Genomic DNA, 19090 nt, shown 5'->3' with positions numbered 1-19090 from the left:
ATTTTACTGCTGCACCAATTATGATAACAGCATCTTAAATTTCGGAAGGAGACGATGTTTTATGACAGTTTTAAATGTAATGAACTCAACTGTTGTGGATACGTGTCTTCCGGGAACAGCTGCTGCCGAATAATTGATTCGTGCAGTTTAGCAGGTAAGCTCAATTACGCTTATTAGAGCCACCGGGAACCGTATAGGGTCCGGTGGCTTTTTTGCGTGTGTAGAAAGATTGGATTTGGTGTAATAAATCCACATGTCTATATACCGCCGCCGGAGTCTTTATTTCCGGCGGCTTTTTGTGTTCTCGGAAAACGCCAAGGGGCAAGAAAAAACATAAACATATCTTTTAGGAGGAAATGAATGAATAGCATAAAGCAATATGGTTGGAATGAAAACTGGAGTACAAAATGGAATGAAAAGTGGAGTCATGCAGAGGATAAACAATTTATTCCCGGGAGAATCGTTGGTGACTTTGGCAGTAAGTACAAGGTGTTAACTGATGTAGGAGAGACGTGGGGAGAGCTTGCCGGGAAGCTGAGACACACATTTGTAGCCTCGGGTGATTTTCCTGCCATTGGAGACTGGGTAGCATTGGCGATGCAAGATGGCGGCGAGCATGGAATCATACATGGCGTATTGCCTCGGCAGAGTGTGATCTCACGCAAGGTCGCAGGAAATACACAAGATGAGCAAATTGTTGCTTCCAATGTAGACACGTTATTTCTGGTCAGCGCGTTGAATGATGACTTTAATGTTCGCCGGATGGAGAGATATCTGATCATGGCTTGGAATAGTGGGGCAAATCCAGTTATTCTACTCACTAAAGCGGATCTTTGTCCGGATGCAGACAGTAAAATCGCTGAAATGGAGAGCGCGGCTCCCGGAGTATCAGTACATGCTGTTAGTGCAATACAAGATGAAGGACGCGAGAAGCTGCTGCCTTACATTGGTGAGGGTCAAACAGTAGCTCTTACGGGCTCTTCCGGTTGTGGGAAGTCGACAATGGTCAACTGGCTATGCGGGAAGAACCTTCAGATTACGCAGGATGTTAGAGAAGGGGATAGCCGCGGACGTCATACTACTACCCACCGTGAACTGTTTGTTTTGCCGGATGGGGGGATTATCGTAGATACACCGGGGATGCGGGAGCTGCAGCTCTGGGAAGATGAAGGTGGTCTTGATCTAGCGTTTAGTGATATCAGCGGTCTAGCTTCTAAGTGCCGGTTTAGTAACTGTAGACATGAACGCGAAGAGGGCTGTGCTGTACTGGAAGCAGTCCAAACAGGTGAACTGGAAGAGAAGAGACTATTCAACTACCGAAAAACACAACGAGAAGTATTGTACCAAAATAATAAAGAAGCCAAGCTTAAGAGAAAAAGCGCAGCTTCCACTAAAGTGAGTTCATCCAGAACCAGAGGATACGGATGGCGTAAAGAGCTGGATGAATATTAAAAAGAATTGATATAACGGCATAGACATTGAAAAAGGGCGCCCCTTAGCTTTTGACAGCTAAGGGGCGCCCTTCATTATTGAATTGAATCTAAACGGTTATGGTTTAGAAGGATGCAGCAGTTTCCTTAGCCAGTTGCAATCCGTTTTCAATGATTTCAGCGGATTGTGCTGGAAGTTGGTTGTGGCCTTCGATGATTACTTGTGTAATATCTTTAATTCCCCACAGGTTAAGGTTACCAACGATGAAGTTTACTGCCATTTCAGCACTTGCAGCAGGACCTTCAGAGTAGATACCGCCTCTTGCATTCAGAACGATTGCTTTTTTACCTGTCAAAAGACCAACTGGACCTTCAGCAGTGTAAGAGAATGTTTTACCAGCTTGGCAAAGGTAATCTACATAAGTGTGCAATACAGCAGGTACAGTCATGTTCCACAGTGGGAAACCGAATACTACCTTATCTGCAGCGATGAACTGATTAAGATATTTATTAACGATAGCGGCACCAGCTGCTTCCTCAGGTGTTGCTTCGTATCCTTGAGCGGCTTTATACATACCAGTGATCAGGGTATTGTCGTAGTATGGAAGTTGCTCTGCGAACAGATCAAGCTCAGTGATTTCATCTTCTGGGTGGTTGAGTTTGTAGCTCTCCAAGAATTCATTGTACAGCTTAACACTTACGGATTGTTCTGCTGGACGGTTGTTTGCTTTAATAAATAGAACTTTAGACATTATGATTTCTCCCTTGCATGTGTGTATTTAATATTAACTATATTTAATATAGCATGTAATCTTTTGTTTGTAAATTATTTTTTTGTTCTTGAAATTTGTTTGCGCTTAAGGAGTTTGAAAAAATGAAAACAAGGTTAATAGGTGATACAAAGAACAGGAAATAATTTCCTGCCTCTATAAGTTCCAGAATGATCTAAAAGGAGCGATTGACATGTCCATCGATCGGTTTATCATTAAAAAATTGGACAGCTGTCACGAAGAGCATACGCGTCAGAATTTAGTGAAGCTATTTAGACTTCGAATCCAGAAAGCTGAAAAAGCAGAGCAGAAGAATTACAAGATCAGCTGATAATTGCTTAGCTCTTCCTAATAGTAGATTTTTCGCTGAATGAGACAGAGTCCTTGGGTTAAAAAAGTCCGTAAATATAGCAGAGCAGTGATCCTCCCGTTAAGGGGGGATCACTGCTCTGCGTTTTTTAGTTCTGGCAGATTGCTTCAGCATAAAGGGGCAGCAAATGAAAGCCAACCTACGACAAACGTCACTTTTGGCAGGTGACTTAGTAGGGTCAGGCCACCCACTACATCTAATCTGCTAACCAATGCAAAGTCATTTGTTGAGTAACATACCAAGTCAACTGCTAAGTTACACACTGAGTCAGTCACACGCCGAGTTAACGGCTAAGTTACTAACTGAGTCACATAACTAGTAACGTGTAGGTCACTAACTGAGTCACACATTAAGTCAACCGCTAAACGACTTACTAAGTCACACAACAAATCTCCCGCTGAGTTACCCACTGAGTCACACACCAAGTTAACGGCTAAGTCACCTCACTGACTAACACAACTAATCACCCGTTGATTAACTCACTGAGCTACACACCAAGTAACACCAAGTCACCCGCTGATTAACTCACTGAGCTACACACCAAGTAACACCAAGTCACCCGCTGATTAACTAACTGAGCTACACATCAAGTAACACCAAGTCACCCGCCGAGTAACCCACTGAGCTACACACTAAGTTAACGGCTAAGTCAGACAACAAATCACTCGCTAAGTGACCTTCCAAGTATCCTCAGCGGCCAACGGACTCAGATGACGCTATATGCGAATTTTCAGTCATTAGAGCAGAGTTTCGGACCCCAGCGCAGCTATTCAGCTTTTTGAGGTCGATAATTAGTGTTTTTCGCGCCAATAGTGACTCTGGGGTCCGATAGAATTACAAATGAGCCCAAAATTTATGTTTAAGGTCAGCTGAGTCCGATAGAATCGTACTATGAGTTCGAAAGTAGTGGCTATGAGTTCAAAAGCAGCGACTAAAGCTCCGACAGTAGCAACTATGTACACGATAATAGCAACTAAAGCAAACTGAGTTTCGAATTTAGATTACTGCGGACTCAGATGACGCTATATGCGAATTTATGAGCATCAGAGCAGAGTATCGGACTCCAATGCAGCTATTCAGCTTTTTGAGGTCGATAATTAGTGCTTTTCGCGCCAATAGCGACTCTGGGGTCCGATGGGATTCCAAATGAGCCCAAAAGTTACGATTAAGGTCATCTGAGTCCGAAAGCAGTGGCTATGAGTTCAAAAGCAGCGACTAAAGCTACAACAGTAGCAACTATGTACGCGACAGTAGCAACTATGTACACGACAATAGCAACTAAAGCAAACTGAGTTTCGAATTTAGATTACCGCGGACTCAGATGACGCTATGTGCGAATTTATGAACATTAGAGCAGAGTTTCGGACTCCAGCGCAGCTATTCAGCTTTTTGAGGTCGATAATTAGTGCTTTTCGCGCCAATAGCGACTCTGGGGTCCGATAGGATTCCAAATGAGTCCAAAAGTTACGATTAAGGTCATCTGAGTCCGAAGGCAGACGGCTATGAGTCCGAAAGCAGTGGCTATGAGTTCAAAAGCAGCGACTAAAGCTACAACAGTAGTAACTATGCACGCGACAGTAGCAACTATGTACACGATAGTAACAACTATGTACACGACAATAGCAACTAAAGCAAACTGAGTTTCGAATTTAGATTACCGCGGACTCAGATGACGCTATGTGCGAATTTATGAACATTAGAGCAGAGTTTCGGACTCCAATGCAGCTATTCGGCTTTTTGAGGTCGATAATTAGTGTTTTTCGCGCCAATAGTGACTCTGGGGTCCGATAGGATTCCAAATGAGCCCAAAAGTTACGATTAAGGTCATCTGAGTCCGATAGCAGCCGGCTATGGGGATGGCCGGCAAGCAGAAATCCAAACGTGCCATGAAATAGCACAAATCAGTACAAAGTGGCATCAAGCAGAACCAAGCAGAACCAGCGAACCAAGGTCCCTGACTTTGAGAGTTGAAGCTATGTATGCCTATGTATGCGCAAATAGTATCTCAATCAAACGGAGTGTCATTTTGGATCAAGTTTAGCTTCAAAAAGACAACGAGTCCAAGCTGCACCACTTGGATACTTAGGACGTTCCTTATTAGAAAGCTGAGGACAGCAATGTTGTGACAAAAAAACTACCCCTCCATTAATAGAGGGATAGCGCCAATGAATCATTTTCACTGTAACTGTGCAATATAGCTTCAGAGCCTTTAATTTCGATACTAATCAGAGAATTGAGGCATTTCTGGAGGGCACTTTTGCCCTTTTGAATTTTGAGCTCCAGCGTACTGTTAAGTAATCTAAGTACTTTTTGAGTGGGCTGTTTATTTTCTGTTGTGAAATACACAGGTACAAGTTTGTTCTGAAATGTGATGAGCATTCTCATTTTGAAATCACCTCGCTACAAGTATTTCATGTTAATGATCATACCCCTTGTTTCTTAATTTTACCTTAAAATTAGCTTATGATAACATAAAGATTGCTAGTTTAATATACATTTATATGTAATACAGGAAGGATACAATAATGTGAATGAGAAAGAACGAACGGATTTAACGGATTTAACGGAATTTTTATTTCCAGATCGGGTAACCGACCAAGTAGTTTTAAATGAATTGTTAAATACTGCGTCTACAGCAGAAAGGATAGGTAGATTCAAATATAGAGAGAAGGAGAAAACTAAAGATCTGTGTTTACAAATACATAAGGATAAAATACTAGCCTACTGCAATAATACACCGGACTCTCCTCCGTGTGTGCTGAAGAACAGAGAGGAAACAGAGAGCTTTTGTCTCGAGTTGTTCGAATGTGAGAGAGCGATGGAGCCCTTTGCTCACGGGATTCCGGCGTTACTAATGTCAAAAAAAAGGTTCGAGGAGCTGAAAAAAGGCTCTGATTCCTCTACGGTTCACAGACTCTCAGAGTGTTTAGCTGCAGAGACAGGAGATGATGTCCATTCCAACCATCTTGCACAAGTGATGAAATGCTTCGACGCAGAGGGAGAATTGCGACTCTGTATTTCTAGTGAAAATGGCTGGAAGTTTCAGTATGCTAGCTTCATAAGTGATCATTCAAGTGGCTGGTTGCTGCGAATGAGCAGCGATCCTTCCCAAGACTGGATTGTAGCTCTTCCTATATCGAAAGCACAATTATGTGGTTCTGTGGCAGAGTGGGTGTTTCATTCCTCCTCTTTTCCTAGTCCACAATAACCGTTGAATAGGGAGGAAGAGTAAGCTGATCTGAATTTAAGGTCACTTTGTCAGCAGTTGTCTTTTGGATCTTGGTGTAAGAGATACCCTCAACATTTGGATGAAGCGTAATGATTTGTTCATCTCCAGTTAGGTTATGAACAACGAGGACTTGATCCTCTGTTGTTATACGTTCGTAGGCCATTACCCCTGCATTGCCAGAAGTGTAGTCTCGAATTCCGCCATCACGGAGCGCAGGGACTTCGTTTCTTAACGCAATGAGTTCGCGGTATCTTTTAAGCAGTGAGCTGCTGTCGTTAGTCTGGCTTTCGACATTAATGCTAACATCATCAGCGTTATTGCTGCCGACCTCCCAAGTAGTCTGCCCCTCACCCTGATCCGCTGTCATCCATCTCATGGGCTCACGAATTCCTTCATCTGGTTTTACACCAAGCATTCCTATTTCTTCACCATAATAAATAAAAGGATTTCCAGGCAAGGTTAACAGCAGGGCTGCTGCCATTTTTGCATGATCCAGATTGCTGTCTAATTGACTCATGACTCTGTTTTGATCATGGTTTGTCAAAAAAATTGCATCGGTAAAATGGCTATCAGATATTTTGGAGTACAAATTATACGTACGTTCCAGCGTAAAGGCAGTCCCGCTGTCTTTTTCAGTTTTCACGGAATTAATAAGGGTCTCAGCTAACCCGAAGTTAAAACTAGAGTCGAAGGCTTGATCCAAATAAGCCCCTACGGTGACTGCAGAATTCTCCCATACTTCGCCGACAATATAAGCTTGAGGATTCACTTCATTCATCGCTTTGCGGAAATCCTGCCACCAAGATACATTTTTATTGGTTGTGGCTTGGCTTTTGTCGCTTAGAAGGTCTTCGTAAATATGTTTAGCAGCGTCTAAACGGAATCCATCAACCCCTTGTTCCAGCCAAAACTTGCCGATATCTTTCATTTCATTACGAACTTCCGTTTGATCAAAATTTAGATCAGGCATGCCTTCCCAAAAGCCACCTAGATAATGACTACCCAGTAAAGAGTGCCATGCACTGCCACTACCAGCGGCACTAGCTCCATTGGCAGGGCGTCCTTGATCTTCAGCCCATATGTACCAGTCGCGATATTTGCTGTCTTTATTTTTAGCGGAATCTACGAACCAAGGATGTTCTTTAGAGGTATGATTCACGACCAAATCCATAATTACTTTAATCCCACGTTTATGCGCCTCCGTAACGAGCTCTTGTAAATCCTCAATCGTCCCATAATCTGGATTGATTGCACGATAATCTGTCACATCGTAACCATGATAGCTTGGTGAAGGATTAATAGGCATAAGCCAAATCCCACCGATCCCCAGATCGTCTGTGGTGTCAGGATTTCCGTCATTTAAGTAATCTAATTTCTTAGTAATCCCTTTGAGGTCACCGATGCCATCCCCGTCAGAGTCATAGAATGAACGAACAAAAATCTCATAATAAACCGTTGAGGGCTGTTCGTCAGTGGTAATCGTTTTTGCAGCGGGAGGTGTTGTAGTATTCTGAGCTGTATTTGCTTGTGGCGATGGAGAAGGGGAGGCAGAGGAAGGAATATTGTTATTATTTCCTGAACAACCGGATAGCAGAACGGCAGTTAAGCTAAGAGTCAAAAGTCCGTTTATTGTGTGTTTTTTGGCGATAGATGTTGCTCGTTTATCCATATAAAATAACCCCTTCTGCTGCAATTTTCCTATAAAGGAAATGGTAAGCGCTTTAATTCTTATAGTACTGTAATCAAATCCTCAGGTAAAACGTTTGCACAGATATAAAAACAGCAAATCCAGTGATATTTATCCATAAAATCAATAAAAACCGCTGATATCATGGATATTCTTTTAATTCCCCACGATATTCGGGATTTTAACCTTTCAGTAGGCATGTGCATATGCTTTAAGCAAGGGCGAAGGACCCGGTAAGAAAGGAGAATGAAGAATGAAGATTCGGAAAAAGCTGTCATTGTCGCTCATGATCATTACTTTATGCTTTTCAGTACTTGCCGGTTGCGGCGGAAAGTCAGAGACGGTAAAGGTGAAGATTGGGGAGGTTACCCGCTCTGTCTTTTATGCACCCGAGTATGTTGCCTTGACTCAAGGTTTCTTCAAAGATGAAGGGCTGGATGTAGAACTGCAGACGATTCCCGGTGGAGATAAAACCATGACTGCATTGCTCTCAGGAGCTATTGATGTGGCGTTGGTTGGTTCAGAAACCTCCATTTACGTGTATCAGCAGGGCTCGGATGATCCGGTCATTAATTTTGCACAGCTGACTCAAAGGGATGGAACATTTCTGTTCGCCCGGAAGGCTGATGGAGATTTTAATTGGGATAAAGTGAAGGGCTCTACCTTCCTTGGTCAGCCAAAAGTAATTTTAGAAATACCTTATGTAATGCGGCATTACAGCCGCACATCAACGTTAATTATTGAAGCATTAGTCACTTCAACTACTTTTATAAGTTGACGAAGTGCATTTTTTTGTTCTCCACGATTTTTAGAGTGCAGTTCATTATTCATCGAACCTAACCGCTTGATAAATTCATTTTCCAACGCAACTCTTGTCCCAGTTTCCGCTTCGTGAAGTCTTTCCTCAATTGCCATACGTTCTTTATGAATGCGATCCCTCGCTATTCTAAAATCCTCTTTACTAATATCAGCATCTTCAAAAAGCTCAATCTGTCTCTGCATTTTTATATCAAGTTTTTTAAGCCCAGCCTTTAATTGTGCAGCATCGACTTCATTCTGAGAGTCTTTAGTTGTTATTTCTTCGGTTCTGCCACTATAATTTTTGGCATCCATGAGATAATCAAATACTGTATTCTCAAGTAAGTCTCTGTCAATAAAGTGATGGAAACACTCAGCTCGCTTCATGTAACTTGAACAAACGTAATGGAAGTATTCCTTTCCGCTCGGCTTTTTTCGATACCTGCCAAACATCGGACGCCCACAGTGCGTGCAATGAACAAGGCCTGTGAGTAACCAACGTTCATTGTCAGCCTGTTTTCCACTCGTTTTTCTGGCTGTAATCGCAATCTGCAGGCGTTTAAATGTTTCTCTGTCAATTATAGGCTCGTGATGCTCCTCTATCACTATCCACTCTTCCTCTGGGCGTATAAGGCTTTTTCCACGAAGGGAATACCCACGGTTATAAACAAACATACCTGCAATTGTTTCTCTTCGCATCAACTTCCCTACTGAAAGTTGAGTGAATGATTTACCATCCTTAGTTTTTACTCCCATGTCATTGAGTCTTCTCATGACTCGGTGTGCTCCCTCACCTTGCAACATCCATTCGACCATTTTTCGAACTACTTCAGCTTCTTCTTGATTAATTACGTATTTTGAGTCAACCACATTGTAACCAAAGCAAGGACGAGACACCGCCTTGTCTGTATTGGTGACTATAGATAGCATGTTTTCTCTGACACGTTCTCTGTTCCTTCCACGTTCAAACTCTGCGAAAGCACCAAGGATTTGTAAAACCATACGACCTGCAGCCGTAGATGTATCAAACCGTTCACCAGCAGAAGCGAAACCACATTGTATCTCGTCCAATTCATCCACTAACAAGAGAAGGTCTTTGAGGTTCCGACAGAGACGGTCAATCTTAGTAATAACGACCATACTTAATTTTTTTTCCCGTGCCATTTTTAACATCCTTGTTAGAGCAGGTCTTTTCATACTACCTGCGGAGTAACCATCATCAATAAATGTCTCGATTTCTCCCTCTAGCTCCATTGCGTGACAATAAGCGCGAAGGCGTTCTTCTTGTTCATTTAATGAGTTTCCTTTTAGGGCTTGTTCATCTGTACTAACACGTATGTACAAAGCGATTTTCTTCATTAGGTATGCCTACCTTTCATGGTATTTGATATTAAAGGTAACACCGATAAAATTCTATGTAAATAACCATTTTTCTGGATTATGGAAAAAACAGAAAAGAGAAATTAATAAAAAAATCCCAGAATAATAACAATAATTTATCAGTCATTAGGTTATTGATATGTTATTCTTATAGCATAGGAAAACAAAGAGAACAGTACCCGACACAAACATCTGTCAGCTGAGGCGGTTAGCCAAAGGGCAGCATACACGGGCCGACTGTTCTTTTTGCTTTATTAGATGTGGTGGCGGAATACACGGTACAAGGGATCCACAATGCGCATATTCATAGCGTGGAGTATTTATCCCTCGCCCGCATCAATATCACCGCCTGTCACACCGTCTGAGGGCGCGTACCACGAGTTTTAGGTAGTGACGGGACAAATACACTCCCTGTAAGAACAGGCTGTACGAAACGCCTTTGTGCAGTCTGTCATGGGCTATGTGGGGTTGGTGTAACGGTAACACCTCGGCTGGGAACGGTCGATAGTGGCGGTTCGAATCCGCTTCTCCGCTTTATGAATAATAAGGGGGTAATATTTTGGTACAACCTTTGTTGGAAAAGTATGAATGCCTATCTGAAGAGTGTAGTGGTCAATTTCTGGTCAATATGGAAAAGTCGAAGGGAAAGAACCTTGCCTGTCCGTTTTGCGAAGGAACTGCTGAAGCAACAGCCAGCGAGAATCCTGACGATAACGAAGAACGTGGTTGGGTGTATGGCTGTTTATATCCACGTTAACCTTGAAGGATTTATCTTCCAGTTGTCGAATTATGGTGATGGGAGGTGATATAAATGGATGGGAAAATACTTAATGGGCTTTACGTTTGGATTGACTCATTAAAAGAAGAAGCAAGAAAAAAAGCGCATTTAGCTGAAGATAAAAGTATTGAGCTAGCTGTTTTAGAACTTCGTAAAGATATGGCGGAAGAATCAGTTGATAAAATTGAAGATGGTCTTTCACGCGAGAAATTTTATAACAAGTTTATAAAAGAGGTTGATGAGGAGATCGGTAGAGTTAAAGCTGAACTGAGTGATCTGCGATCTGATCGAAAAGAGTTTACTAATCATGTCAACGCTCTCGAAAATGCTATTCAAAGAAGTTCCTATCGAAGAGAGTAGCCTTAACCTATGCAATGATATGAAAAAATACTTAGTAAATAAAGCCATCCATAACCTGGGTGGCTTTTTCTATGCCCAGAAAGGAGTGAGCGATCTGAATAAACGTATCAGCATTCTATTACAGCTGATCTTTATAGCGGCTATAACATTAACCCTATGGAATGGTGCAGAAGGAGCAAAGCTTAATCAACGGTATGAGCGGTCTATACAACGGCATGAACAAAGCACGAAAGAGTATACCGAGTATCTGAAGAATATGAAGAATCAACTTCAGGAACGCATAGGTCAGATTAGCCCATAATCTAAACCCCAAAAGCTCAGAGGTGAGAGCGAACTAAGGTACATGGGAAATCAAACTCCGAAAGGGTGAGGGCGATGGAGAAATTCGGTGTGAGCAGAGAGCGTGAGTCTTACCTTATTGAGGTAGTACCGATCCAACACCAAGACGAACAAACCATACCAGAAGAACAAGAACAATGGTCACTGGAAGATGTCTGTTCTTATCTCGGTGTGCCGGCAGGAATGATTAAGACTATCAAAGCCAATGAGCGCGAGAGTCATGAGATGTATAGGGAATTTATCAAGACCAATTTCCCATTCCACATCTGCGTGGATCTCACTCCCGGTACTGATAAAACTGTAATCAGAAAGGTTGATTCACATGGGCAATGCACAGGCCAGCAAAACCATGCCAGCCATTTGTAACGAAGGTTGTAATAAACAGTTCGAGGTGAACGGCTTCCAGACAGCAAGACTACCAGGAGCCGTGGAGAAGACGCACTTCATCTGTCCACATTGCAAACATGAGTATGTGGCTTTCTATACTGACTTGGAAGTAAGGGAACTACAGGCAAAGATCAGACGGGTACAGACTAAGCTTCAGAACCCCAGAGTTGATCAGGCTGCAACACTGAAGCAAGTTAAAGATATACAAGCCCAGATTAAGGCAGGCATGGATAGGGTGAGAGCAATCATTGAGGGAGGGTGATGAGTATGAAATATAAATGTACCTGCATGGTGTGCAACTGGAGCAAGGTTTACAGTAGCGCAAAAGTGGATGGAATAAATTGCCCTGAGTGCGGTGGTCCAGTACTTACGGACCCAGTAGCAAAGGACACCTTGGCTTTGGAGACCAATGAACCACGAGTGATGAAATACAGATGTATTGAGTGCAGGCTGATTCATTATGATACCGGCAAGAAAGACGGCATTACATGCAAGTGCGGGGGAATGCTTGAACCGCTCGGCTGGGTAGGTGTTGGATGGATAGGACAGGAGGATCCTTCTACAGGTATTAAACCAGAGATAAAAGAAAGGGTGAAGGCAATGTTAAGAGTACAGACCACAGTAAGTATGGGAGAGCATTACATCGAGCGTGTACTGGAGGTAGACGACGTCAGCACACTATCGGATGAGGAAAGAGCTTCCATTATTGAAGGAGCAATTTCTCCAGTCTTTTATGACCATGAAGATACTGGACCGGATATCTTCATGTTTGATGGTGAACAGGCAGAACATCAGAGTGGAGTGCCTACTGCTGTAGGTGACATCAAGGTCAAGCTGAACATCGACACATCAGAGGTGCAAGAAGCACTGAAGGGCGTTGAAAAACTATCTGATGGGCTGGCCGGTCTTGAGAGAAACAGCGGTGTAGACGATAAGCTTGCGTACTTGGATAGACTCATCGCCTTAGCGCATGAAGTCGGTCAAGGCAACTTGCACATGGATTTGATCGGACGGACGCGCTTAGTGCTCAATAGTGTTCAGGAAGACCTGGAGATTAAGGAGTTAGGGAAGGATGAGAACCATTAAAGAGATACTTCAGTATTACTTCCATAGTCGCGCAGCATGGGTAGGGATTGTCATTGGCATAGCAGTGCCGATAATTGCGCTAAGATGAAAGGCTGATAAGTATGACAAGCAGCAGGCGTGACCAGAACCGCTACTATGACCGCTTTAAGCGAGACAAGGGATCAAAGGCATTCTATAGGTCTACAGCATGGGAGAGAGCAAGAGAGCAGGCACTCATCAGGGACAATCATCTATGTCAGCACTGCATAAAGCGTAAGCGACTAACTCCTGCTGATATGGTCCATCATATCAAGCCTCTCAGTGAGTACCCTGATCTTGCATTGGTACTAGAGAACCTATTAAGTCTCTGTAACAGCTGCCATAACAAAGAGCATGGGGGTAGAGGGGAGAAGGTAGAGACATCAGTAGCAACCCGTAGGGCGAGGTTCATTGTGTCTAGAGGGAATAATGAGGTATTTTGATGATGATAGAATGAAAGAGGTAGACAAGACACCACAGCTAATTGAGGTGGTATTACAGGAGTATTCTGGTAAAACTTTAACGAGTATTTGTGTGAATGGTATAACGTCTCTGTGAGCCTCTGAGAAGCTGTGACGATGTATCCATAAATAGATGTGAAAATGAATGGGGTGAAAAAATGGGACAAAATAAGACCAGCCCCCCCTGCCTTAAAAGTTAAAACGAGAGGCACAAGGGACCGCGCCCCCAGTTTCGTTTTCGGCGTATGACCATTTCATATATGAGGGGGGGGTGTCATGGAACACAAACCAAAACGGGAGATCAAAGATAGAGCAGCTAAGAAACTATTTGATATCGTGATACGAGAATTAGAGATTGATGATAATCTTTCTGATCGGACCATCATGATAACAGATAACTTGGCTTTGCTTGAGCAGTTAAAACAGCAGCATTTGGCGGACATAAAGGCTCGTGGTGTGGTCGAGCTTTTTGTCAATGGGTCACAGCAAATGTACAGACAGAACAAGTCTGTGGACATGGTAATCAAAATTATTGAACACCAGCGGAAGCTGCAAGCCGAGTTGAAATTGACCCCTGCCTCAGACAGAAAGGTCTCCGGTGTAGTTGATCCGGAAGGTGGCGATAAAGGTGACGAATTTACTGGCTATTGAAGCTTCTAAACTTCAAACCACACAATATGCAACTGCGGTCACAGCGCACCTTATTATTACGTCGAAGAAGGTTTATCAAGCCTGTAAACGCCATTTAAATGATCTAAAAAGGCAAGAAACTCGTGAATTTCCGTTTGTTTTTGATGAGGAAAAGGGATACCGTCCAGTTGGTTATATTGAAAAGTTCTGTAAGCCCTCAATGGGTGACTTTGATCGACTGGAGCTGCAACCTTGGCAACATTTCATAATCGGCTCACTCTATGGGTGGGTGCATAAAGATACCGGGCTTCGTCGCTTTCGCGAGGGGCTTATTTTTATGGGCAGAAAGAACGGTAAGACCTCTATGGTGTCTGGTCTATCTCTTTACGGTGCCTCAAAGGACGGAGAGAACGGAGCTCGGGTCTATCAGCTGGCAAACTCCAAAGAACAAGCTAGAGATATGTTCGATGAATGTAAGGCTATGATCAAGGCGTCCCCGTTACTCAGAAAACACTTTGATGAGACGCTACATGAGATTCGTTTCCGGAAGACAATGTCCAAGATTCTACCGTTGGCAACTGATAGTAAAAAGCTTGATGGTAAGAACTGCAGTATGGGTGCTTTTGATGAGATCCATGAGTACAAAACGTACAAGCTAATCAATGTCATAAAGAACTCAACGGGTGCCCGTACACAGCCGATGATCTTGTACATTACAACAGCTGGTTATCAGTTGGATGGTCCGCTGATGGATTATTATGATAAGGCTGCGGATGTTCTAGAGGGAGTAATTCCTGCTGAGCATGCCTTTTACTTTATGGCGGAGCTTGACCCAGGGGATGACATTGAAAATCCTGATAACTGGGGGAAGGCTAACCCTAACTTGGGTGTTACCATAAAAATGGAGGACATGCTAAAGGAATGGGATGATCGTAAACATATTCCTGCTGAACGTAATGACTTTATCACCAAGCGTTTGAACATCTTTGTCAAAGCGGACGAGGAATCGTTCCTTTCATTCGAAGTGCTGAAGCGGAACAACCAGGAACGTGACCCGAAGCAATTCGAAGGCAAGGGCTGTATCGGGGGCTTCGATCTTTCGGACAGCGAAGATTTTACTAGTGCTTGTCTGGAGTTTCCGATCCCGGAGACGGGCGAGGTGTTTACTATCTCACATTCGTGGATTCCAGCTGATAAAGTGAAGCAAGCTAATGAGGATTTACCGTACAAAGAATACGAAGAAATGGATCTTTTAACGATTATTCCGGGCGAATACGTAAAAAAAGAGTACATTTTTGATTGGTTTGTAGAACAATCTAAGCGCTTTGGAATTGAAAAGATCATGTATGACCCAGCAAAAGCGTTTGGGCTTGTAGAGGCGCTGAAAGCCTATGGATTCGAATGTGAAGTTGTCCGACAAGGACACCTTACATTAGGACCGGCTATGGATGATTTGAAGGAACTGTTTATTGACGGAAAAGTAATTTACAACAACAACCGATTATTCAGATGGTATATCAACAACGTCAAACTGGTTGAGGATAGAAACCGGAATAAAATACCTACTAAACAAGGTCGCTACCGTAAAATTGACGGGTTTGCGGCCTTTTTGAATGCCCATGTAGAGGTAATGAAACAGCTTGCCGTAGCTCCACCAACTGGTGAAGTATCCTTTGTTTCAATCAGTGAGCTGTTAAGGGGGTGATGATAAAAAATGAACTTAGGGCAAAGAATGAAGCTGGCTTGGAACGTGGTTAGAAACAAGGCACCGACTGGGACTGAGAACTTTTCAAACTGGTTCCGCAATGGCTTATCAATCTTCCGTGGGAAAGCTGGGGGAGAGCTTGCCAACAACGAAACAATTTTTTCGGGAGTATCACGGTTATCTAATTCTTTAGCAGTGCTACCTATCAAACTATATCAAGAGTTTGACCCGGTTTATTCTGATTTGAACGACTTGGTGGCGAATGCTCCAAACAGAAACATGACATCGTTTGGTTTTATTCGTCTTCTGGAGACACATCGAAATGTGTACGGTAACGGCTATGCTCTTAAGATGTATGACCGATTCTACAACGTCGAGTCACTTGTTGTTCTTGATCCGACAAGCGTTGATCCTGTTGTTGAACAAGACACTAATGAACTGTGGTACATGGTCAGAGGTGACAAAGGAACGTACTACGTCCATAACATGGACATGGTGCATGTAAGTCATATTCAGACCACACAAAACGGTTACAAAGGCATAAGCCCGATAGACGTTCTGAGAAACACAATTGATTTTGATGGTGCAGTCAGGAAGTTCACTCTTGACCAACTGGATACATCAATTAAAGCGTCATTCATCCTGAAATTGGCTGCTCATGTCGGGGAAGAAAAGAAAAAAGAGATTTGGGCGAATTTTGCAAAGTTCTATCAAGAGAATGGTGGCGTGATCATCCAGGAACCTGGAGTGGAAATCAAGGAGATTAACAGAAATTTTATCGACTCCAAGGTATTCGAAGTCGAGAAGATCACCCGTTCTCGGGTCGCCACTGTTCTTAACATGCCAGTGACTATGCTCGGTGAAACTGATGGTGCTAGTTACAGCAGCATGGAGCAAATGAGTCTTGAATTTGTTACTTACACGTTACTGCCTATTGTCCGTCAATATGAGCAAGAATTTAATAGAAAGCTGCTTACAGCACAGCAGCGTCAACAGGGACTGTACTTCAAGTTCACTGTCGGCGCTCTTTTGCGTGGAGATATGACGACCAGAGGAGAGTTCTACTTCAAGATGATCCGGTCAGGCGTGTTTAAGCCAAACGAAGCACGTGCTTGGGAGGAACTACCACCAGAAGATGGTGGAGACAAGCTCTATATCAGCGGCGATCTCTATCCAATAGATACGCCAGTTGAGCAAAGAAAGGGGGTGAGTACAAAGAATGAGTAACAAGTTTTGGGAGTTTAAGAACCAAGCTAACGATGAAGCTGATCTATATCTATATCAGGAGATTGCATCATGGGGTGGTGGGTACATGGCGCACTCTGCTAAGAGTTTCAAGAGTGAGTTGGATGCGCTAGGTGATATTTCCACTCTCAATGTTTATTTTAACTCTCCTGGCGGTGATGTGTACGAAGGTATAGCGATCGGCAATATGATTAAACGGCACAAAGCTTATGTGAAGGGCCATGTTGATGGACTAGCAGCTTCAATTGCATCAGTAATTGCGATGAACTGTGATGAACTTATTATGCCGTCAGGTACTATGTTGATGATCCATAACGCTTGGATGTACACCGCTGGAAACTCCAAGGATCTTAGAGAAGCTGCTGACATGTTGGACAAGGTAGATACATCCATTAGGCAATCTTATCTTACTAAAGCTGGAGACAAGCTCAGCGAGGACGATCTGATCACTCTTATGGAGGCTGAGACATGGCTTACTGCTCAGGAGGCGTTTGACTATGGGCTCTGTGATGTGGTTGGTGAGACTAAGCAGATAGCAGCTTGTGTTAATAGCGATCTGTTTGCAAAATACCGTAACGTTCCTGCTGCTATGAATCAAAAAGAAGAACCTCCCACGCCTGAAAACGGGCTGTCTGAGGAGAAACGAAAAGAAATCGCAAGAAATGCAAGTCTAGAATTACAAAATTTGCAATCATATCTGGGAGGTATTATTAATGGCTAAAACACTGTTTGATATTAAAAATGATTTGGTGACGATTGGTGCTGCACTGGCAGCTGCAAAACAAGAAAAATTGGTCAAGGCTTCTGAACCAGAAGCAAAGATGGAAGACATTAAGGCATTGGAAACGAAAGAGACAGGATTACAAGCTCGGTTTGATATCTTGCAAAAAGAACACGATTCGATGGAAGCTCAGCAAAGAGCGTCACTACAAACGAAAGAGCCAACTTTCAACGTCGATCCTAAAAATCAAATTCAATCAGCAAAAGCCGCATTAATTAGAGCTACCGTTAAGGGGCATGATGTTTCTCCTGATGTAAAAGCTGCTCTAGGAGATAAAAACAGTACAGGCGGAGAAAAGATTCTTCCTTCGACCATGACAACCGAATTGCTTCATGAGCCGTTTGTGAAAAATCCATTGCGGGAGATTTCTACGTTCACGAGCGTTAGAAATCTTGAAATTCCAAAGATCGAATTCCAATTGGATGATGATGATTTCATTGATGATACAGAATTGGCTAAAGAGTTGAAAGCTACCGGAGATGTTGTTAGTTTCAGCCGCTATAAATTTAAAGTGTTTGCTCCAGTGTCGGAAACTATCCTCGCGGCAACGGATACCAACTTGGTACAGACAGTTGATGGAGCTTTGCAGTCTGGTTTAGCAGCTAAAGAGAAGAAGGTCGCTTATGCGAAAACTCCGAAACCGGGAGAAGAACATATGAGTTTCTACCAGAAAAATGGAGCGGTCTCTGTCATTAAAGAAGTTGCAGGCACTACGTTATTCAAAGCAATCAAATCAGCTATTGCTGATCTTCCAGAAGACTTCCGTGAGAATGCCAAAATCACCATGCGGTATGCAGATTACATGGATATCATCGAAGATTTAGCAAATGGTAATGCGACATTGTATCAGGCTCAGCCAGAACAAGTATTGGGTAAACCAGTTGAATTCTGTGATCTTGCTGAAAATCCAGTAGTCGGCGATTACCGGTATTCTCACTTTAACTATGATCCTGAGATCATTTATGACCGTGATAAAAACGTCCGCACTGGTATTTGGGATTTTGTCCTGACCGCATGGATTGACCACCAGATCAAACTGAAATCCGCATTCCGCATCGCAAAAAAGTCTTAACTCCTTCACCAGCAACATTTAAGCCAACAGGCCAAGAGGGTGAACATGAAGGTGTGAATCATACCGAGTTCGAACTGTTGGATGGTGATGGAGTGAGGATTTCCCTCAAATCCGGGGCGGTCTCTTACATTAAGAAAAATGGAGTGAATCTAACTCCGGATGATCAAGAGACGTTGTGGTTCAGTGATGATAATGTAGCTGGACAGTACAATTTCGAAGTAAAAACAACCGCTGGAACGGTGTATACTGCCGTTTTGGATTGGGTGCCGACCGTATAGGGCGGAAAGGAGCCCGTTATGCTTGAGTTACAGCTTGATGAATTGAAGGAATATTTGCGAATAGATGGGAGCGAGGAGGATGTTACCCTCGCTCTTTTTGTTGCAGCAGCAAAGGAATATCTCGCTGAAGCTGGTGTACCAGAGGACAAGCATGAAACGGCCAGATATAAACTGGCCGTGATGCTCTACTGTTCAATTAACTACGAACATCGAGATCCATCTGAGAAGATTGAGAAATTCAATTTCTCGCTGGAAAGCTTGATTTTACAACTGAAAACGGGGTGAT

General features: G+C 43.1%; 22 protein-coding genes, 1 tRNA gene and 1 pseudogene. 20 read left to right on the top strand and 4 right to left on the bottom strand.

The genetic code is table 11. The features are described from left to right. The first annotated feature begins 360 nt into the window (after positions 1–360). On the top strand, positions 361–1452 hold the full coding sequence (gene rsgA / locus MHI15_RS00460; RefSeq protein ID WP_076133795.1) for a ribosome small subunit-dependent GTPase A: 1092 nt from the start codon (positions 361–363) through the stop codon (positions 1450–1452). Positions 1453–1555: 103 nt separating this feature from the next. On the opposite strand, the gene MHI15_RS00455 is transcribed toward rsgA, so the two are convergent. After that, entirely contained in the window at positions 1556–2182 is a 627-nt protein-coding gene (locus MHI15_RS00455; RefSeq protein WP_076128352.1) for an FMN-dependent NADH-azoreductase, read from the bottom strand. 211 nt (positions 2183–2393) lie between these two features. On the opposite strand from MHI15_RS00455, the gene MHI15_RS00450 reads away from it, so the two are divergent. Together MHI15_RS00450 and MHI15_RS00445 are read left to right on the top strand one after the other, a co-directional pair. Next, positions 2394–2531 carry a hypothetical protein gene (locus tag MHI15_RS00450; protein WP_170914292.1) on the top strand — a complete coding sequence of 46 codons (138 nt, stop codon included), beginning with the start codon at positions 2394–2396 and terminating at the stop codon, positions 2529–2531. A gap of 1541 nt (positions 2532–4072) precedes the next feature. Further along, complete coding sequence (locus MHI15_RS00445) at positions 4073–4210, top strand: hypothetical protein (protein ID WP_341164001.1); 138 nt, start codon at positions 4073–4075, stop codon at positions 4208–4210. Positions 4211–4715: 505 nt separating this feature from the next. On the opposite strand, the gene MHI15_RS00440 is transcribed toward MHI15_RS00445, so the two are convergent. Further along, positions 4716–4955, bottom strand: coding sequence for a hypothetical protein (locus MHI15_RS00440; RefSeq protein ID WP_036687997.1), 240 nt, complete (start codon positions 4953–4955; stop codon positions 4716–4718). Positions 4956–5097: 142 nt separating this feature from the next. Here MHI15_RS00440 and MHI15_RS00435 point away from each other — a divergent pair, with 142 nt between their 5' ends. Continuing rightward, positions 5098–5778, top strand: a complete 681-nt coding sequence (locus MHI15_RS00435) for a hypothetical protein (RefSeq protein ID WP_076128355.1) — start codon at positions 5098–5100, stop codon at positions 5776–5778. Here MHI15_RS00435 and MHI15_RS00430 read toward each other — a convergent pair. Then, positions 5765–7468 carry an alpha-amylase family glycosyl hydrolase gene (locus tag MHI15_RS00430; protein ID WP_076309782.1) on the bottom strand — a complete coding sequence of 568 codons (1704 nt, stop codon included), beginning with the start codon at positions 7466–7468 and terminating at the stop codon, positions 5765–5767. The two genes, MHI15_RS00435 and MHI15_RS00430, sit on opposite strands and share 14 nt — an antisense overlap. A 271-nt stretch (positions 7469–7739) precedes the next feature. Here MHI15_RS00430 and MHI15_RS00425 point away from each other — a divergent pair. Continuing rightward, a pseudogene (locus MHI15_RS00425) lies at positions 7740–8168 on the top strand (ABC transporter substrate-binding protein); the annotation flags it as partial. Positions 8169–8200: 32 nt separating this feature from the next. Here MHI15_RS00425 and MHI15_RS00420 read toward each other — a convergent pair. After that, positions 8201–9643, bottom strand: a complete 1443-nt coding sequence (locus tag MHI15_RS00420; RefSeq protein ID WP_076277257.1) for a recombinase family protein — start codon at positions 9641–9643, stop codon at positions 8201–8203. 483 nt (positions 9644–10126) lie between these two features. Here MHI15_RS00420 and MHI15_RS00415 point away from each other — a divergent pair. From MHI15_RS00415 to MHI15_RS00345, 15 genes are all read left to right on the top strand, one after another. Then, positions 10127–10198: transfer RNA gene (locus MHI15_RS00415), tRNA-Pro, on the top strand. A gap of 25 nt (positions 10199–10223) precedes the next feature. Next, positions 10224–10421 (top strand): hypothetical protein, encoded by a 198-nt coding sequence (locus MHI15_RS00410; RefSeq protein ID WP_341164000.1) that lies wholly within the window; start codon positions 10224–10226, stop codon positions 10419–10421. 54 nt (positions 10422–10475) lie between these two features. Continuing rightward, positions 10476–10802: a hypothetical protein gene (locus MHI15_RS00405; protein WP_341163999.1), complete on the top strand. Its 327-nt coding sequence runs from the start codon at positions 10476–10478 to the stop codon at positions 10800–10802. A gap of 19 nt (positions 10803–10821) precedes the next feature. Next, a complete protein-coding gene (locus MHI15_RS00400) occupies positions 10822–11103 on the top strand; it encodes a hypothetical protein (protein WP_341163998.1) in 282 nt (93 codons plus the stop codon). Between the two features lie 89 nt (positions 11104–11192). Next, complete coding sequence (locus tag MHI15_RS00395; RefSeq protein WP_341163997.1) at positions 11193–11507, top strand: hypothetical protein; 315 nt, start codon at positions 11193–11195, stop codon at positions 11505–11507. Then, the gene (locus MHI15_RS00390; protein WP_341163996.1) at positions 11491–11790 is read left to right on the top strand and encodes a hypothetical protein; all 300 of its coding nucleotides are present in this window, start codon (positions 11491–11493) and stop codon (positions 11788–11790) included. Before MHI15_RS00395 ends, MHI15_RS00390 begins: the two co-directional genes overlap by 17 nt. A 5-nt stretch (positions 11791–11795) precedes the next feature. Continuing rightward, positions 11796–12614 (top strand): hypothetical protein, encoded by an 819-nt coding sequence (locus MHI15_RS00385; RefSeq protein WP_341163995.1) that lies wholly within the window; start codon positions 11796–11798, stop codon positions 12612–12614. Positions 12615–12715: 101 nt separating this feature from the next. Beyond that, complete coding sequence (locus tag MHI15_RS00380) at positions 12716–13075, top strand: HNH endonuclease (protein WP_341163994.1); 360 nt, start codon at positions 12716–12718, stop codon at positions 13073–13075. A gap of 294 nt (positions 13076–13369) precedes the next feature. Further along, positions 13370–13744, top strand: coding sequence for a P27 family phage terminase small subunit (locus MHI15_RS00375; RefSeq protein ID WP_076148440.1), 375 nt, complete (start codon positions 13370–13372; stop codon positions 13742–13744). After that, positions 13722–15428, top strand: a complete 1707-nt coding sequence (locus MHI15_RS00370) for a terminase large subunit (RefSeq protein ID WP_445667993.1) — start codon at positions 13722–13724, stop codon at positions 15426–15428. Before MHI15_RS00375 ends, MHI15_RS00370 begins: the two co-directional genes overlap by 23 nt. Positions 15429–15437: 9 nt before the next feature. Next, complete coding sequence (locus MHI15_RS00365; protein WP_341163993.1) at positions 15438–16655, top strand: phage portal protein; 1218 nt, start codon at positions 15438–15440, stop codon at positions 16653–16655. Continuing rightward, positions 16648–17394: a head maturation protease, ClpP-related gene (locus MHI15_RS00360; RefSeq protein ID WP_341163992.1), complete on the top strand. Its 747-nt coding sequence runs from the start codon at positions 16648–16650 to the stop codon at positions 17392–17394. Before MHI15_RS00365 ends, MHI15_RS00360 begins: the two co-directional genes overlap by 8 nt. Continuing rightward, positions 17387–18526: a phage major capsid protein gene (locus tag MHI15_RS00355; RefSeq protein WP_341163991.1), complete on the top strand. Its 1140-nt coding sequence runs from the start codon at positions 17387–17389 to the stop codon at positions 18524–18526. Before MHI15_RS00360 ends, MHI15_RS00355 begins: the two co-directional genes overlap by 8 nt. Before the next feature lie 53 nt (positions 18527–18579). Further along, positions 18580–18804, top strand: coding sequence for a hypothetical protein (locus MHI15_RS00350; RefSeq protein ID WP_341163990.1), 225 nt, complete (start codon positions 18580–18582; stop codon positions 18802–18804). Positions 18805–18822: 18 nt separating this feature from the next. Continuing rightward, positions 18823–19089: a head-tail connector protein gene (locus tag MHI15_RS00345; protein ID WP_076219188.1), complete on the top strand. Its 267-nt coding sequence runs from the start codon at positions 18823–18825 to the stop codon at positions 19087–19089. The last annotated feature ends 1 nt before the right edge of the window (position 19090 follow it).

Source organism: Paenibacillus sp. FSL H7-0918, from assembly GCF_038007025.1.
In the GTDB taxonomy this organism is placed as follows: Bacteria; Bacillota; Bacilli; order Paenibacillales; family Paenibacillaceae; genus Paenibacillus_AQ; species Paenibacillus_AQ odorifer.
The sequence above is the reverse complement of the archived record's forward strand: the minus strand, read 5'-3'. Positions and strand labels throughout refer to the sequence as shown.

What these genes read in the sequence shown, in the direction of transcription:
- rsgA (WP_076133795.1), top strand. Translation starts at nt 361, where the DNA reads ATGAATAGCATAAAGCAATATGGTTGGAATGAAAACTGGAGTACAAAA.
- MHI15_RS00455 (WP_076128352.1), bottom strand. Translation starts at nt 2,182, where the DNA reads ATGTCTAAAGTTCTATTTATTAAAGCAAACAACCGTCCAGCAGAACAA.
- MHI15_RS00450 (WP_170914292.1), top strand. Translation starts at nt 2,394, where the DNA reads ATGTCCATCGATCGGTTTATCATTAAAAAATTGGACAGCTGTCACGAA.
- MHI15_RS00445 (WP_341164001.1), top strand. Translation starts at nt 4,073, where the DNA reads ATGAGTCCGAAAGCAGTGGCTATGAGTTCAAAAGCAGCGACTAAAGCT.
- MHI15_RS00440 (WP_036687997.1), bottom strand. Translation starts at nt 4,955, where the DNA reads ATGAGAATGCTCATCACATTTCAGAACAAACTTGTACCTGTGTATTTC.
- MHI15_RS00430 (WP_076309782.1), bottom strand. Translation starts at nt 7,468, where the DNA reads ATGGATAAACGAGCAACATCTATCGCCAAAAAACACACAATAAACGGA.
- MHI15_RS00420 (WP_076277257.1), bottom strand. Translation starts at nt 9,643, where the DNA reads ATGAAGAAAATCGCTTTGTACATACGTGTTAGTACAGATGAACAAGCC.
- MHI15_RS00405 (WP_341163999.1), top strand. Translation starts at nt 10,476, where the DNA reads ATGGATGGGAAAATACTTAATGGGCTTTACGTTTGGATTGACTCATTA.
- MHI15_RS00400 (WP_341163998.1), top strand. Translation starts at nt 10,822, where the DNA reads ATGAAAAAATACTTAGTAAATAAAGCCATCCATAACCTGGGTGGCTTT.
- MHI15_RS00390 (WP_341163996.1), top strand. Translation starts at nt 11,491, where the DNA reads ATGCCAGCCATTTGTAACGAAGGTTGTAATAAACAGTTCGAGGTGAAC.
- MHI15_RS00385 (WP_341163995.1), top strand. Translation starts at nt 11,796, where the DNA reads ATGAAATATAAATGTACCTGCATGGTGTGCAACTGGAGCAAGGTTTAC.
- MHI15_RS00380 (WP_341163994.1), top strand. Translation starts at nt 12,716, where the DNA reads ATGACAAGCAGCAGGCGTGACCAGAACCGCTACTATGACCGCTTTAAG.
- MHI15_RS00375 (WP_076148440.1), top strand. Translation starts at nt 13,370, where the DNA reads ATGGAACACAAACCAAAACGGGAGATCAAAGATAGAGCAGCTAAGAAA.
- MHI15_RS00365 (WP_341163993.1), top strand. Translation starts at nt 15,438, where the DNA reads ATGAACTTAGGGCAAAGAATGAAGCTGGCTTGGAACGTGGTTAGAAAC.
- MHI15_RS00360 (WP_341163992.1), top strand. Translation starts at nt 16,648, where the DNA reads ATGAGTAACAAGTTTTGGGAGTTTAAGAACCAAGCTAACGATGAAGCT.
- MHI15_RS00355 (WP_341163991.1), top strand. Translation starts at nt 17,387, where the DNA reads ATGGCTAAAACACTGTTTGATATTAAAAATGATTTGGTGACGATTGGT.
- MHI15_RS00345 (WP_076219188.1), top strand. Translation starts at nt 18,823, where the DNA reads ATGCTTGAGTTACAGCTTGATGAATTGAAGGAATATTTGCGAATAGAT.